The sequence below is a fragment of the Microbacterium sp. IO18 genome, from assembly GCF_049099505.1.
In the GTDB taxonomy this organism is placed as follows: Bacteria; Actinomycetota; Actinomycetes; order Actinomycetales; family Microbacteriaceae; genus Microbacterium; species Microbacterium aurugineum.
Window position 1 is genome coordinate 983,660 of the sequence record NZ_JBMJAF010000001.1, and the last position, 13,932, is coordinate 997,591.

The window sequence follows — 13,932 nt, forward strand, 5'->3', positions numbered from 1 at the left end:
TCAGGGTGTGACGAAACCGAGGTCGAGGATGCGATCGACCACCCGCTCGGCAGCACGGCCGTCGTCGCGGGAGTTGAACTGTCGTCGCCACGCCGTATAGCGCTCGGCGAACGCGGCTTCGTGTTCCGGGTCTTCGAGCGCCGCGGCCAGCTCCTCCTGAGTACGCACCAGCGGACCCGGGGCCCGCTCCGCGAGGTCGAAGTAGAAACCTCGCAACTGACCGCGATAGTGGTCGAGATCCGGTACCAGGAAGTACATCGGCTTACCCGTGACGCTGAAGTCGAACATCACCGAGGAGTAGTCGGTGATCAGCGCGTCCGCAGCGAGCAGCAGACGCGCGGTCTCCGGGTAGCCCGTCACGTCGATCACGCGCGCTCCGGCACGGTCTCGTCCTTGTTCCAGCGTCCGCGAGTGCCCACGCACGAGCACCACGGCATTCGCCTCCCGGGCGAGACGCTCCGCATCCACGAAGTCGACCATCTCCGCGCGATCGTCACGCCAGGTCGGGGCATAGAGAAGCACGCGCTCCTCGGGCTCGATGCCCAGATCCTTGCGGATCGCGGCGGGATCTCCCGTGATCAGCGCGTCGTTCCGGGGATACCCCTCCACCCAGATCGGTCGCCCGAAGAACGCATATGCCTTGCGGAGTATGCGCTCGGAGTACGTGTTCTGAGCCAGCAGCACGTCCCATCGACGCGATTCCTTCACCACGGCTGCCATCCGACGCGGATCGAAACCGGGACGGTGCAGCGCGAGACGCTTCAACGGCGTCCCGTGCCAGGTCTGCACGACCTTCTGTCCGGGCTTGCGGGCGAAACGACGGCGCAGCCAGTCGTTCACGACGAGGAGCCGGGCAGCGCCCCGCGCGTGCCACCACTGCGGGCTTCCTTCGACGACCGCGATCGCCCCGTCCGGCACCTCGACCGAGAGGTCGACGACGCTCCAGTAGCGCCGCACACCAGGCGCCCTCGCTGCGAGCTCCCGGTCGATCGCCCGCGGATTGCAGCCCACGCTGCGGCCGTAGAAGCTCTCGAAGAAGACCGCGTTCTCGGTGCCGCCGGACTGCGCGACATACCGCTCCTCGAGGGTCGATCGCCCCTCGGCGGTCTCGTACACGGGGTCGATCGGCGGTGCGATGCGGACAGCGCTCCCGGTGACGGCGACGCGTACACCGCGGAGGACGACGGGATCGATGTGCAGAGCGTCGAGGTCGGCGTCCGCGATCCGCAGTTCATACGCGCCGGAGGGAAGCGGAAGCGAAGGCCCGCCCCACCGCGAGGCCTGCAAGGCGAACGTGGCCTTCCAGGTCTTGCCGCCTCCGCTGACGCGAGCCTCCACCCGCGCCCGCGGTCCGACGAGCGCCGCCGTGGCCGGACGCTGACCGGTCCCTGCGATGACCAGCGTCTCTGCCACGTCATCGATGCGGGCCGTTGTCATACTGCTCCCTTCGGCGCGGGGATCCCCCGTGCGCGGATCACGCGGTACACGCGCTCCGTGTTGCGACCGTCCCGATGCGCATGCATCGTCGCGCTGAGCGTAGCGGAACGTGCCGACGCCGCGTCGTACGAGTCGGCATCGGACAGGAGGTGCTCGAGCTGCGTGAGAAGCGAGGGCCAGTCCGCGGCCGTCGCGGAGCCGGCGACCTCCTCGAACCGACCGTAGAAGCCTCGAGTGCGCGCATACTCTGCCGCGTCCGGGGCCAGGAAGAGCACCGGCGTCCTCAGCAGTCCGACGTCGTACGCGAGCGAGGAGTAGTCGGTGACCAGCACATCGACGGCGGCGAGCGCAGGCGTCGCATCGGCCAGGACGGACGCGCCGAGCGCGCGGACCCTCCGGCTCGGCAGCGGTGGCACATAGCCCCCCGCTCCCAGAGGGTGCGACCTCACGAGCAGCACCGCGTTCTGCTCTTCGAGGAGGCGGAGGATCAAGACCCACTCCGTGGCGGACGGCACCGCCGGATCGGGCGCTCCGTCACGCCAGGTCGGCGCATACAGGATCGTCCGCGCCCCCTCCGGGATCTCCCCGACGACGCGGTGGAGAACCGCGGAGGCTGCGTTCCGACGTTCCTCACCCGAGCCGGCGGAGAGCACATCGACGCGCGGCTCACCGGTCACGACCACCCGATCGTCCCCAAGACCGAATGCCGATTCCAATCGCCCCCTGGCACGGGTCGAAGCCGCCGGCAGCACGCGGATCCGCTGGGCGGTCGCACGGTACAGGAGGGCGATCACCCGGCGTAGAAGGGGTGCTCCGGGAACCTTCGGCACCTGCGTCGTGGCCGGCGAATCCAGTCCGATCCTCTTCAGCGGGATCCCGTGCCAGAGCTGGACGACGAAAGCGCCGCCGACGGCGTAGCGGTTGACGTCGCCGAGGCCGTGCGTCACGACGAGGACACCCGCTCCGGCTGTCGCCCACCAGCCGCGCAGACCGTTCTTCCGGACGAAGCGGATGCCGAGAGCGGTCGCCTCCCGCTCCTCGCGCGCGGACCCGGTGAGCCACAGGGTCTCGTGGCCGAGCGAAGAAGCGTAGTGGTACAGGGCGAGGGCTCCGTCGCCGATGCCTGCGCCGCAGCCGAACACCCAGCGTCGCCCACGCGGGACGAGGAAGGTGCCGAGGCGCCCGACGGCGTACAACGGGATCCGGAGCAGCTTGGCCGCGTTGCCGGAACCGAAAGAGAAGGACGCCACCTCGCGAGCCTATCGCGGGGCGGCGTCCTTCTCTGTGAGACCGGGGACTCAGCCGGCGAGTTCGCCGAGCGTCACCTCGATGTCGTAGGACTTGCCGCCACGGACGTAGGTGACCTGGGCATCGCTGCCGGCCGCTGCCGCGCGGACCTGCGCCGTGAGGTCGGTCGCGCTGGTGATCGGAACCCCGTTGAACGAGGTGACGATGTCACCCTTCTCGATGCCGGCTGCCGCCGCAGCGCCGCCGTCGCTCGCCTCGGCGATGTACGCGCCGGCGACGGTCGCGCCCTCGACGTTCGAGGCGTCCTGGACGGAGGCGCCGAGGAGGCCGTGCGTCGCTGCGCCGTCGGCGATGATCTCGTCGGAGACCCGCTTGGCGATGTTCGACGGGATGGCGAAGCCGATGCCGATGGAACCGGAGTCCTCGGAGTTGCCCGAACTCGCGATCGCCACGTTGATGCCGATCAACTCGCCCTTGCTGTTGACGAGCGCACCCCCGGAGTTGCCGTGGTTGATGGCGGCGTCGGTCTGGATCACGGCGATCGAGATGGAATCGGACGTCTGCTGACCGGAGTTTCCGGGGATGTCGAACTGGAAGGGCCCCTGGCCCTGGTCAGGCGACTGCTGCTCGGGAGCATCCTCGGAGGACGAGTCCGGCAGTGCCGACGACGCGATCTGGATGCTCCGGTTGAGTGCGCTGACGATGCCGGTGGTGACCGAGTTCGCCAGGCCGAGCGGGGCGCCGAGCGCGACCGTGGTGTCGCCGACGTTGAGCTTCGACGAATCGGCGAACTTCATGGGCGTGAGCCCCTTGGCGTCCTTCAGCTTGATCACGGCGAGGTCGTAGATCGGGTCGGTGCCCACGACCGTGGCTTCGTAGAGCTTCCCATCCGAGGCGGTCACCCGGATCGTGGGATCGGCGACGGCTCCGCCCAGCGTCACCACGTGGGTGTTCGTGAGCACGTAGCCGTCATCGCTGATGATGACACCGGAGCCGCTTCCGGCCTCCTGGGATCCCGCGACCTCGATGGTGACCACGGAGGGGAGGGCAGACGTCGCGACGGCGGTGGTCTCGTTGACCGACCCGGGGTTGTTGACCGTGACGGTCTGCGGCCCCGAGGCCGTGCCGGAGGACGGCGGGTTCTGAAGACCGTTCAGCAAGGCGCCGCCACCGAACCCGGCGACACCGCCGACGAGCGCGGCCGCGACGATGAATGCCGCGATCTTCGCGCCGCCTCGGGACTTCTGGTCTTTGGCCTTCGCCTCGCCGGGAAGCGTGTCCGCACCGAGGGGCTGCGTGGGCTGCGTGTAGGACGCGGCGGTGGGGATGCCGAACGCGGCACCAGGGGCCGTTGCCGTCGCGGAGTTCGCGGGGGCGGCGAAGACGTGCGGCACGGGCTCGACCACGGGCGCCGCCGGCACCTGCGAGGTGAAGGTCGGCGGTACGACGTGTCCCTGGACGGGGGCGACGGGAGCCGGCGCGGAGGGACCCGGCGAAACGGCGGACGGCGCGGTGGTGTCAGCGGCGGCCTCCGTCGCCGGCTGAGCGGCGACCTCTGCTGCCTCGGTGGACGGCACGGCGTCGTTCGACGCGGGTACCGAGTGGTCCTGTGTGTTGTCTTCGTTCATGGTGTGTGCTCCTTCAACGACCACTTCAGAATGACGCCTGTGTCTGTGCGTTCCTTATGTCGAAGATGAGTTTCAGCTATGGCCTTAGCCTGTTCTTCATGAGTGTCATCCCCGGCGCATGGCGTCGCACGGCGGCGGGCGCCGGTCTGCTCGCCGCAGACGGAACCGTCGCGCCCACCATCTTCGCAGAGATGTCCGCTGCCGCGGCCCGAACCGGGGCGATCAATCTCGGACAGGGATTCCCCGACGAGGACGGCCCTCCGGAGGTGCTCGAAGCCGCTCGGGCCGCGATCGCCCACGGGGCGAACCAGTACCCGCCGGGTCGCGGCGTACCCGACCTGCTCCAGGCGATCAGCGAGCATCAACGCCGGTTCTACGGGCTCGATGTCGACCCCGGTACCGAGGTGATCGTGACGGCAGGGGCGACCGAGGCGCTCACGGCCACGCTGCTCGCACTGATCGACGGTCCCGACGACGAGGTGGTCGTCTTCGAGCCGTACTACGACTCCTACGCCGCAGCGGTCGCTCTGGCGGGAGCGCGCCTGCGCACGGTTCCGCTCCGCGCGCCCGACTTCCAGCCCGATCTGGACCAGCTCGCGGCCACCGTGAACGATCGCACGCGGATCATCCTCGTCAACGACCCGCACAATCCGACGGGTGCGGTCTTCGGACACGACGTCCTCACCGCGGTGGTGCGGCTCGCTGCGCGGCACGACGCCGTCATCGTGACTGACGAGGTGTACGAGCACCTCTCCTTCGAGGCACCCCACACGCCGATCGCGACGCTGCCCGGCGCCGCCGAGCGCACCCTGACGATCTCTTCCGCCGGCAAGACCTTCTCGGTCACCGGATGGAAGATCGGCTGGGTGCACGGACCCGCCGCTCTCATCACGGCGGTGCTCACGGTGAAGCAGTACCTCACGTACGTGAACGGATCCCCCTTCCAGCCCGCCGTCGCCACGGGGCTCCGACTCGACGACTCCACCTTCGCCGATGCCTCATCCGCGCTCGCCCACAAGCACGGGATCCTCGGCGACGGACTGCGCGCGGCCGGGTTCACGGTGCACACGCCACAGGGCGGTTACTTCACGGTGGCCGATGCGACCGCGCTCGGCGGCAGGGACGCCGCGGCGTTCTGCCGAGCGCTGCCGGAACGTGTCGGAGTCGTCGCCATCCCGTTGACCGCGTTCGTGTCGGAACCGCATCGACAGGAGTACGCGGGCCTCGTGCGCTTCGCCGCGTGCAAGCGAGTGGATGTCCTGGAGAAGGCGGCGTCCCGCCTGGCCGATTTCACCGCCTGAGCGTTCGAGGGACCGGATCGTTCCCTCAGCGCGGCACGACGGCGTACCGCCGCACACGGAGCGAGGGGTTCACGGCGCGCACCCGGTCGATCGCAGAGCGTTCCACGACCGCCACCGCGATTCCGGGCGCGGTGCCGACCCCGGCGAGGACGACGCCCTGCGGATCGATGATCTGCGAATGCCCGACGCCGATCGGCGTGGGGTGGTCCGCCGCGACCACGTACACGGTGTTCTCGATCGCACGCGCGGCGAGCAGCGTGGTCCAGTGGTGCTCCTTGAGCGGACCTCGCACCCACTCCGCAGGCACGACCAGCGCATCGGTCCCCGCGTCGACCAGCGACCTGGCGACCTCCGGGAAACGCAGGTCGTAACAGGTCATGAGCCCGAACCGCAGACCGGCGACCTCGAACGTCGATGCCTCCCCCACCTCGCCGGCCTCGATCCAGTCGGACTCCGTCTGCCCGAACGCGTCGTAGAGGTGCTGCTTGCGATAGACCGCGAGGATGCCGTCACCCCGCACCGCGACGAGCGTGTTCCGCACGCGGCGGTCGTCCGACGCGCGCTCCACCAGCCCTGCGACGATCACGACCGCATGATCGGCGGCGAGTCCGGTGAGCGTCGTGACGAAGTCCCCGTCGAGGTCTTCCGCGTTCGCCGCGAGGCTCTCGTCCATCGGGTCGACGAAGTAGCTCGAGTACTCGGGGAAGACGATCAACCTGGCCCCGCGAGCCGCTGCCTCCGCCGTCAACTCCGCGATCTTCTCGCGGTTCTCCGAACGGGAAGCGGTCGGCGCGAACTGACACACGGCGACGGGGACGGCTGCTGTCTCGGACATACATCCATCCTCCCGCATCGACACGCCCGAGGCGTCATCCCCGGGCGCCTCGATTCGCCGAGGTCCGCATTCCGTGATAAGTTACTTCTTGTGCCGCGGGGTGGAGCAGTTCGGTAGCTCGCCGGGCTCATAACCCGGAGGTCGCAGGTTCAAATCCTGTCCCCGCAACAAATGAAAGGCCCTCTGATCTAGAGAAATCCAGATCAGAGGGCCTTTCGCCTTTCCTGCAGGAGCACGCGCGCGTGGACGTCGCCCGCGGGCGCGGAGCCGCCCGGATCACGAGATCTCCCCGGTTCGGATGAATCGCGGAATGAGCCGGACGAAGACCACCATCACGATCAGCTCGACGATCGTCTGCGTCACCACCACCAACGGTGCGAGAGCGAAGGATGCCGGAAGCGCGAGCGCCAGCGGAAGGACGACGAGCGAGTTGCGTGTCGCGCCGGAGAAGACGATCGCACGTCGAGCGGGGACGCCGAGCTTCGAGACACGACCGGCGACTGCGCCGAGAGGGAGCATCAGGGCGGCGAACCCGAGGAAGATCGGCACGGCGACCCAGAGGTCCGCCAGGCGCGCACTCACGCCGTGCACTTGGGAGGCGACGACGACGGCGAGCGTCAGCATCATCAGCGGCACCATCGCATCGGCCGCCACCGCCTCGACGCTCCGCCCCCACCGCCACCGAGACGCCGCGTACTGCACCGCCCCCGCGGCCGCGAGGGGCAGGAGGATCACCCAGACGAAGGCCTCGATGAACGGGGTGAGCTCGACGGTTCGAACCAGGTCCACGCCGACGAACCACCACAGAAAGAGCGGGAGCAGCAGCATCTGTCCGAGCATCAGGATCGGTGCTGCCGCGAGCAGCCGTTCCTTCGCCCCTCCCCCGAGCCCGGTGAACACGATCACATAGTCGACGCAGGGGGTGAGCAGCACCAGGAGGACGCCGGCCAGCAACGCCGCGTCCTGCGCCACGAAACGCGAGAGCCCGAACACCACCACGGGCACGATCACGAAGTTCACCGCGAGGAGGACGGCGAGGAACCGCCCGTCGCGCAACGCCCGGCCGATCGCCGGAAAGGGCACTCCGAGGAAGGTGGCGAAGAGGAGCACAGCGAGCACCGGGGTGATCGCGATTTCGAGCGGACGCGCAGCAGAGGGCACCCGCAGACCCAGCACGCCACCCGCGGCGATCGCCACGAGATAGAGAGCGACCTGGTGACGCTCACCCCAGACGATCACGCTTCGCATGCCACCAGCATGTCCTGCCGCACGACCACTCGCGAATCTGAGCCGCGCCGCCGGAACAGGAATGGGCGCCCCCTCACGGGGGCGCCCATTCACTGCGGTGCGGGACGACTCACTTCTCGGCGGCGGCGTCCAGCTCCAGGAGCTTCTCGACGGCCGCGGTGAGGCGCTCATCGGCCTCCGCGAACTTCGTGAGGTCACCCGACTGCAGCGCCGTCTCACGGTCGACCAGTGCCTGCTGCGCGGCAGCCAAGGCGTCGGCCTGCGCATCCGTCGGCTGCGTGGGCTCGGTCGGCGTCTCGCCGGCGTCCGGGTTCTCCGTGTCCGGGTCACTCGGCTCGACCGTGTCGTCACCACCGGTGGCACCGGAATCACCGCCGAAGAGCGTGTCCAGAGCCTCGGTCAGCGTGTTCTCGAAAGCGACGCGATCACCGAACGCGACCAGCACCTTCTGCAGACGCGGCAGCTGCGTACCCTCGGAGGACTGCACATACACCGGCTGCACATAGAGCAGACCGCCACCGACCGGCAACGTCAGCAGGTTGCCGTAGATGACCTCCGACTCTCCCTGTTGCAGCAGGTTGAGCTGAGGCACGACGGACGTGTCGGAGTTGTAGGTGTTCTGCACCTGGCCGGGGCCCGGCACCGTCGTGTCCGTGTCGATCTCGAGCATCCGCAGCTGGCCGTAGCCCTCTGCCTTCACGCCCTTCTCCGAACCGGCGTCCGAGTCCACCGCGAGGTAGCCCATGAGCACGTCGCGGCTGCCGCCCGAGCCCTGCGAGTTCGGGATGAACGTCGAGAACATCGAGAACCGCGGGGAATCCTGGCCGGGCATCTGCATCGTCAGGTAGTACGGCGGCTGCAGCATCGACTCGCTGCGCGGGTCGTTCGGCGTCTGCCACCGGTTGTCCTGCTGTGCGAAGGAGCCGGCCTTGTCGACGTGGTAGACGCCGAGGATGTCGCGCTGCACCTTGAACAGGTCCGTCGGGTAGCGCACGTGGCTCATCAACTCACCCGACATGTCGCTGATCGGCTTCAGCGTCGACGGGTAGATCTTCTGCCAGGTCTTGAGGACCGGGTCCTCATCGTCCCAGGCGTACAGCGTCACGGAGCCGTCGTAGGCGTCGACCGTGGCCTTGACCGAGTTGCGGATGTAGTTGATGTCGTCGATGGCCAGCGTCGGCGACGTGACGTTGGAGTCGGCGATCGCGTCCGACAGGCTCACGCTCGTCGAGTACGGGTAGGTCTGGCTCGTGGTGTAGCCGTCGACGATCCAGACGATACGACCGTCCACCACACTCGGGTACGGATCGCTGTCGAGCTCGAGGTAGGGCGCGACCTTCTGCACACGGGTCGTCGGATCGCGGTCGTAGAGGATCTGCGACTCCTCGTTCACGAGGTTCGAGAACAGGATCTGCTCGGACTGGAACTTCAGCGCGTACAGCAGCTTCGTGAACGTGTCGCCGATCTTGGGTCCGCCGTCCCCGGAGAACGTCGTCTTGGTCTCGCTGGAGCCGTCCTTGCCCCGCGGGTAGTCGATCTCGGCCGGCTCGGCGCCTTCGGGCGCTCCGACGATCGAGTACTCGGGCGACTTCTCGCCGAAGTAGACGCGAGGCTCGAAGTTCTCCCGGTCCGTCAGGAACCCGGAGGACGGTATGCCGCGCTCGAGGAACACCGGCTCGCCGTCCGAGGTCCGCTGGTTGCCCGCGGCGGCCACGAGACCGTAGCCGTGCGTGTAGACCGCCACACGGTTGTTCCAGTTGTCACCGTCGCCGAGACCGGACATGTCGAGGTCACGCACGGACACCACGGTGTCCTGCATCTGGCCGTCGATCTCGTAGCGGTCGACGTCCATGGTCGTCTGGAACTGGTAGTAACCGCGGTACTGCTCGAGCTGACGCACCGTGGGCGGGATGACCTTGGGGTCCATGATGCGGGTCGACGCCGTGGTCTCGGCATCGGCGCGCAGCTGACCGGCCTCGGCGTCCGTCTTGGCGGCGAACGGCGTGGTCTCGAGGTCTGCGACGCCGTAGGCCTCCTTCGTGCCGTCGATGTTCCGCTGGTAGTACTCCGCCTGGTAGGCGTTCTGGTTCGGCTTCACCTGGAAGGTGGTGACCACCCAGGGGTAGCCGACCCCGACGACGAGCGCGGCGACGATCAGGAGCGCCGTGGCCGCGAGCGGGAAGCGCCAGCGGCCGATGACCGCGGTGACGAAGAACAGGATCGCCACGACGGCGGCGATGATGGCGAGGATCGCGAGGCCCGGGATCGTCGCGTTGACACCCGTGTACGCCGCACCTGTGATGCGGTCGTCGGGCTCGACGAGGGTCTTGTACTGGTCGAGCCACAGGCTCGCCGCCTGCACGAGCAGGTAGAGACCCGCGATGACCGCGAGCTGGATACGCGCAGGCTTGGAGATGCGCAGCTCTCCCTGGCCCACACGAACCGATCCGTACAGGTAGGAGACGAGCGCGGTGACCAGGAGTGCGAGGAGCAGGACCGCCGACACGAACGCGAGCAGGATCGAGTAGAACGGCATCGCGAACATGTAGAACCCGGTGTCGATGCCGAACTGCGGGTCGACACTGGACGTGGCGACACCGTTGGCCCAGAGCCACACCGTCTTCCACTGCCCTGCGGCGGCGAATCCGGCGAACAGCCCGAAGAAGATCGGCATGCCCCACATCGCGAGTCGACGCAGCGGCTCGATGACCTCCTGGTAGCGGTCCAGCTGAGAGCTGAGCCGCACGTACACCGGGCGCAGCCGGTACGCGAGCTGGATGGCGACGAACAGCGGCACCGCCATTCCGAGGAAGCCCACCACGAACATCACCGCCGTGGCGATCCACTGCGTGGTGAGGACACCGGTGAAGCCCAGCTGGTCGAACCAGAGGAATTCGGTGTAGAGGGAGGCGAACACGAAGAACACCGCGATCAGGGCGGCGATGATCACCAGAGAGATGCCGAGAATACGTCGGGACGTTCGAGGCGTGGCCGGAGTCGGAGCTGAGGTCGAGGTCACCCCTCCATCCTAGGCATCGCTCACTGTGCGCAGGCTGTCATCCCGGTCACGGCGAGGTCACGGTGCCGGGTCGGGGATCAGCTGCCGGCGGTCTCGCACGTCGGCAGCGCGGCGACGTCGCCGTCGTCGGCGATCACCTCGAGCGCGGCGAGCGACTCGTCGAGCGTCGCGGTGCGGATCACCTGGAGTCCGTCCGGGACGTGCCCGACGACCTCGTCGCAGTTCGCTTCGGGCGCGAGGAAGAACGCCGCGCCGGCGTCGCGCGCACCGTACAACTTCTGCCGGATCCCGCCGATCGGACCGACGGTGCCCGCGGCGTCGATGGTCCCGGTGCCGGCGATGTTCTCCCCACCGTTGAGCTCCCCCTCCGTGAGGGTGTCGATGATCCCCAGCGCGAACATCATCCCTGCACTGGGCCCGCCGACGTTGTCCAACTGGATGGTGACATCGATCTCGAAGTCGTAGTCCGTGCGGAGCGTGACGCCGATGAGCCAGGTCGTGACCCCGCCCTCCACGTGCTCCACCGGTGTCACCTCGACCGTCTGCTCCTCGTCATCACGCAGCACGGTGAGCGTCACGGGGTCGCCCGCCGCCACCTGGATCGCCTCTCGCAGCTGCGTCGCCGAGGCCACTGGTGCGCCGTCGATCGCGGTGATCACGTCGTCGGCCTCGAGCACGCCCTGTGCCGGCGAGTCGGGGACGGCGTCGACCACCACGACCTGCGCGCCGGTGTCGTACCCGAGCTCGTTCAACGCGGCTGCGGTGGCCTCGTGCTGTGAGTCGATCATCAGCGTGGCGTTGCGCTCGTCGCGCTGCTCGGTCGTCACGCCTTCAGGGAAGACGGAGTCCAGCGGCACGACGGCACGCGAGGAGTCCATCCAGGCCAGGGCCAGCTCGAACCAGCTCGGGGTTCGCTCACGGTTCCCCACGACCTGCACGGTGGTCAGATCCAGGGTGCCGGCCGTCTCGAACGTCTCGGCGCCGTCGACCTTGATCAGCGGAACCTCGTCGCCGTCCTTGTCGGTCGCGGTGCCGAGCGTGTCGTAGACCGGACCGGGCCGCTGGATCACATAGGGCGACGGCAGGAACGTCAGTACGACGAGGGCGACGAGCGCGACGATCAGCGCCCAGACTCCGAGTCCAGGCTTTCCAGACCGCGTTCGATCCACAGCATTCCTCCGTCGTTCGCGAGCGGCGTACACCGATCTGCCCGCATCGGGGTCGCGCGCAGAAACCTGTGACTAGCGTAGATGCCACGGCAAGAGATGTGCTGAGAGGCGAGCGACATGGCAGACAACGACCCGACCCCCGAGGACTTCCAGGAGTTCCTCCGACGGATGCTCGCGAACCAGGGCGGTGGCGACATCGACCCCGAGGCGCTGCGCGGCGCGTTCGAAGGCATGGACGGCTTCAGCCTCGACCCCGCGATGATGCAGACGATCATGTCGCAGCTCCAGGGCGCGTTCGGCGGCGACCCCTGGGAGAACGCCCTGCGTCAGGCCCTGTTCATCGCCAACCGCGACGGGCAGGGCATCAGCGGCGGATCACGCACCTCACTCGCCGATTCCTTCTCCCTCGCCAACCTGTGGCTGGGCGAGGCGACCACGATCTCGGAGCTCGCCGAATCCCCGATCGCGATGACGCGCGGCGAGTGGGTCGAGAAGACCCTTCCGGTGTGGAAGGAGATCGCCGATCCGGTGTCGACCAGCATCGCCGATGCACTGACCTCCGCGCTGGACACGCAGGTCCCCGAGGAGATGCGCGGCGTCGTCCAGGGCGCCGGAAAGCTGATGCGGGGTCTGGGCGGATCCGTGTTCGCGGCGCAGTTCGGGCAGGTACTCGGGAACCTCTCGCTCGAGGTCGTCTCCGGTGGCGACGTGGGAATTCCTGTGCTCCCCGCCGGCACGGCGGCCGTGATCCCGCAGAACCTCACCGCTTTCGGCGAGGGCCTCGAGATCCCGGAAGACCAGATCGCCCTTTACCTCGCCACCCGGGAGCTCGCGTACGCGCGTCTCTACCGGCACGCGAAATGGCTGCACCTGCACGTGATGGCGCAGATCACGGACTTCGCCCGCGGCGTCACGGTCGACGTGGATGCTCTGGAAGACGTCGCGAGCCGGCTCGACCCCTCCGACCCGGAGGAGTTGCGTGCGGCCATCGAGGGTGGCGCACTGCTCCCTGTGCAGAGCGAAGCCCAGCGCGAGGCGCTGACCCGGCTGGAAAACCTCATCGCGACGATCGACGGGTGGGTGGACGTGGTGACCGCACAGGCGACCTCGCGGCTCCCCGACGGTGCGCGCATCGCGGAAGCAGCCCGCAGGAGGCGCGCGGTGGGCGGCCCCGCGGAGGACGCGCTCGGCGCACTCGTCGGGCTCAAGCTTCGTCCGCGGCGGATGCGGGAGGCGTCGGCGATGTGGCAGGCCGTGACGGACGCCGTGGGTATCGGTACACGGGACTCGCTGTGGGACTACCCCGACCTGATGCCGACAGCCGACGACATCGACGACCCCCGGGCGCTCGTGGCGCGACTGCAGGCCGCAGAGCGCGGTGAGCAGCCGGTCGCCGACGAGTTCGACGAGGCGCTGGCGCGGCTGCTCGACGGCGACGACTTCGCGGAGGAGAAGCCCGAGGACAGCGACGGCGACGACGCTGCCCCGGAAGGCGACCGACCCGTCTGACCGACACGTCGCGGACGGAACCGAGAAGTCGCACTTCTCCTCCCCCGTCATGCGAATTGCAGGGAGTTCTCCACCGAAGCGGCGGAGTGGCGATCGCTGTGCGCGTGCCCCCTCCAGAATCGGAGGGATGCCGCTCACTCCCCCGATCCTCACGCGCGTGGACCCGAACGCGCCACTGCTGTGGCGCGACGAATGCACGCTCCAGCTCGGCTACGACAGTGCCCTGAGCTTCGATGCTGTCGCCCCCTGGGTGGAGCGCCTCCTCAGCCGCTTGCGCTCGTCCTTCCGCCGGGGATCGTTCGACGTGATCGCCCATGCCGCCGGCGCCCCGCGCGAAGAGGCTCGCGCCCTGCTCGCCCGGGTGGAGCCGCTCCTGGTCGATGAGCCAGCCGCGGCCCGCCCCGCCTGGGTCGAGAGCATCGGCATCTCCGACGGCAGGTGCGAATACCGCGTGCGGGAGTCGCTCGTGGACGAGGGCATCACCCTCGTCGATCCCGCTCAGCCACCCGCTGTCGCCGTCGTGCTCGTGCGAGGTGCC

Annotated in this window: 9 protein-coding genes and 1 tRNA gene; 3 read left to right on the forward strand and 7 right to left on the reverse strand. The window is 68.6% G+C overall.

Translation table 11 applies throughout. The features are described 5' to 3' along the window. The 3 genes from ACLF6J_RS04805 to ACLF6J_RS04815 are packed head-to-tail and all read right to left on the reverse strand — an operon-like array spanning position 1 to position 4,313. Positions 1–1,437 carry a CDP-glycerol glycerophosphotransferase family protein gene (locus ACLF6J_RS04805; RefSeq protein ID WP_421076837.1) on the reverse strand — a complete coding sequence of 479 codons (1,437 nt, stop codon included), beginning with the start codon at positions 1,435–1,437 and terminating at the stop codon, positions 1–3. Beyond that, positions 1,434–2,687: a CDP-glycerol glycerophosphotransferase family protein gene (locus tag ACLF6J_RS04810; protein ID WP_134353403.1), complete on the reverse strand. Its 1,254-nt coding sequence runs from the start codon at positions 2,685–2,687 to the stop codon at positions 1,434–1,436. The genes ACLF6J_RS04805 and ACLF6J_RS04810 overlap by 4 nt, the downstream gene beginning before the upstream one ends. Before the next feature lie 48 nt (positions 2,688–2,735). Then, positions 2,736–4,313 carry a S1C family serine protease gene (locus tag ACLF6J_RS04815; RefSeq protein ID WP_134353402.1) on the reverse strand — a complete coding sequence of 526 codons (1,578 nt, stop codon included), beginning with the start codon at positions 4,311–4,313 and terminating at the stop codon, positions 2,736–2,738. Between the two features lie 98 nt (positions 4,314–4,411). Here ACLF6J_RS04815 and ACLF6J_RS04820 point away from each other — a divergent pair, with 98 nt between their 5' ends. Next, positions 4,412–5,614 (forward strand): aminotransferase class I/II-fold pyridoxal phosphate-dependent enzyme, encoded by a 1,203-nt coding sequence (locus tag ACLF6J_RS04820; protein ID WP_134353400.1) that lies wholly within the window; start codon positions 4,412–4,414, stop codon positions 5,612–5,614. A 25-nt stretch (positions 5,615–5,639) separates the two neighbouring features. On the opposite strand, the gene ACLF6J_RS04825 is transcribed toward ACLF6J_RS04820, so the two are convergent. Further along, the gene (locus tag ACLF6J_RS04825; RefSeq protein ID WP_134353398.1) at positions 5,640–6,449 is read right to left on the reverse strand and encodes a carbon-nitrogen hydrolase family protein; all 810 of its coding nucleotides are present in this window, start codon (positions 6,447–6,449) and stop codon (positions 5,640–5,642) included. Between the two features lie 94 nt (positions 6,450–6,543). Between ACLF6J_RS04825 and ACLF6J_RS04830 the strand changes: the two genes are divergently transcribed. After that, a tRNA-Met gene (locus ACLF6J_RS04830) sits at positions 6,544–6,617 on the forward strand. A 108-nt stretch (positions 6,618–6,725) separates the two neighbouring features. Here the strand turns inward: ACLF6J_RS04830 and ACLF6J_RS04835 are convergent. From ACLF6J_RS04835 to ACLF6J_RS04845, 3 genes are all read right to left on the reverse strand, one after another. Beyond that, complete coding sequence (locus ACLF6J_RS04835) at positions 6,726–7,697, reverse strand: arsenic resistance protein (RefSeq protein ID WP_134353396.1); 972 nt, start codon at positions 7,695–7,697, stop codon at positions 6,726–6,728. A gap of 109 nt (positions 7,698–7,806) precedes the next feature. Further along, on the reverse strand, positions 7,807–10,716 hold the full coding sequence (locus ACLF6J_RS04840; protein ID WP_047523046.1) for a UPF0182 family protein: 2,910 nt from the start codon (positions 10,714–10,716) through the stop codon (positions 7,807–7,809). Positions 10,717–10,793: 77 nt separating this feature from the next. After that, the gene (locus ACLF6J_RS04845; RefSeq protein ID WP_134353394.1) at positions 10,794–11,885 is read right to left on the reverse strand and encodes a YlbL family protein; all 1,092 of its coding nucleotides are present in this window, start codon (positions 11,883–11,885) and stop codon (positions 10,794–10,796) included. 117 nt (positions 11,886–12,002) lie between these two features. Between ACLF6J_RS04845 and ACLF6J_RS04850 the strand changes: the two genes are divergently transcribed. Continuing rightward, entirely contained in the window at positions 12,003–13,394 is a 1,392-nt protein-coding gene (locus ACLF6J_RS04850; protein WP_134353392.1) for a zinc-dependent metalloprotease, read from the forward strand. Positions 13,395–13,932: the final 538 nt, after the last annotated feature.

What these genes read in the sequence shown, in the direction of transcription:
- ACLF6J_RS04820 (WP_134353400.1), top strand. Translation starts at nt 4,412, where the DNA reads ATGAGTGTCATCCCCGGCGCATGGCGTCGCACGGCGGCGGGCGCCGGT.
- ACLF6J_RS04850 (WP_134353392.1), top strand. Translation starts at nt 12,003, where the DNA reads ATGGCAGACAACGACCCGACCCCCGAGGACTTCCAGGAGTTCCTCCGA.
- ACLF6J_RS04825 (WP_134353398.1), bottom strand. Translation starts at nt 6,449, where the DNA reads ATGTCCGAGACAGCAGCCGTCCCCGTCGCCGTGTGTCAGTTCGCGCCG.
- ACLF6J_RS04835 (WP_134353396.1), bottom strand. Translation starts at nt 7,697, where the DNA reads ATGCGAAGCGTGATCGTCTGGGGTGAGCGTCACCAGGTCGCTCTCTAT.
- ACLF6J_RS04815 (WP_134353402.1), bottom strand. Translation starts at nt 4,313, where the DNA reads ATGAACGAAGACAACACACAGGACCACTCGGTACCCGCGTCGAACGAC.
- ACLF6J_RS04805 (WP_421076837.1), bottom strand. Translation starts at nt 1,437, where the DNA reads ATGACAACGGCCCGCATCGATGACGTGGCAGAGACGCTGGTCATCGCA.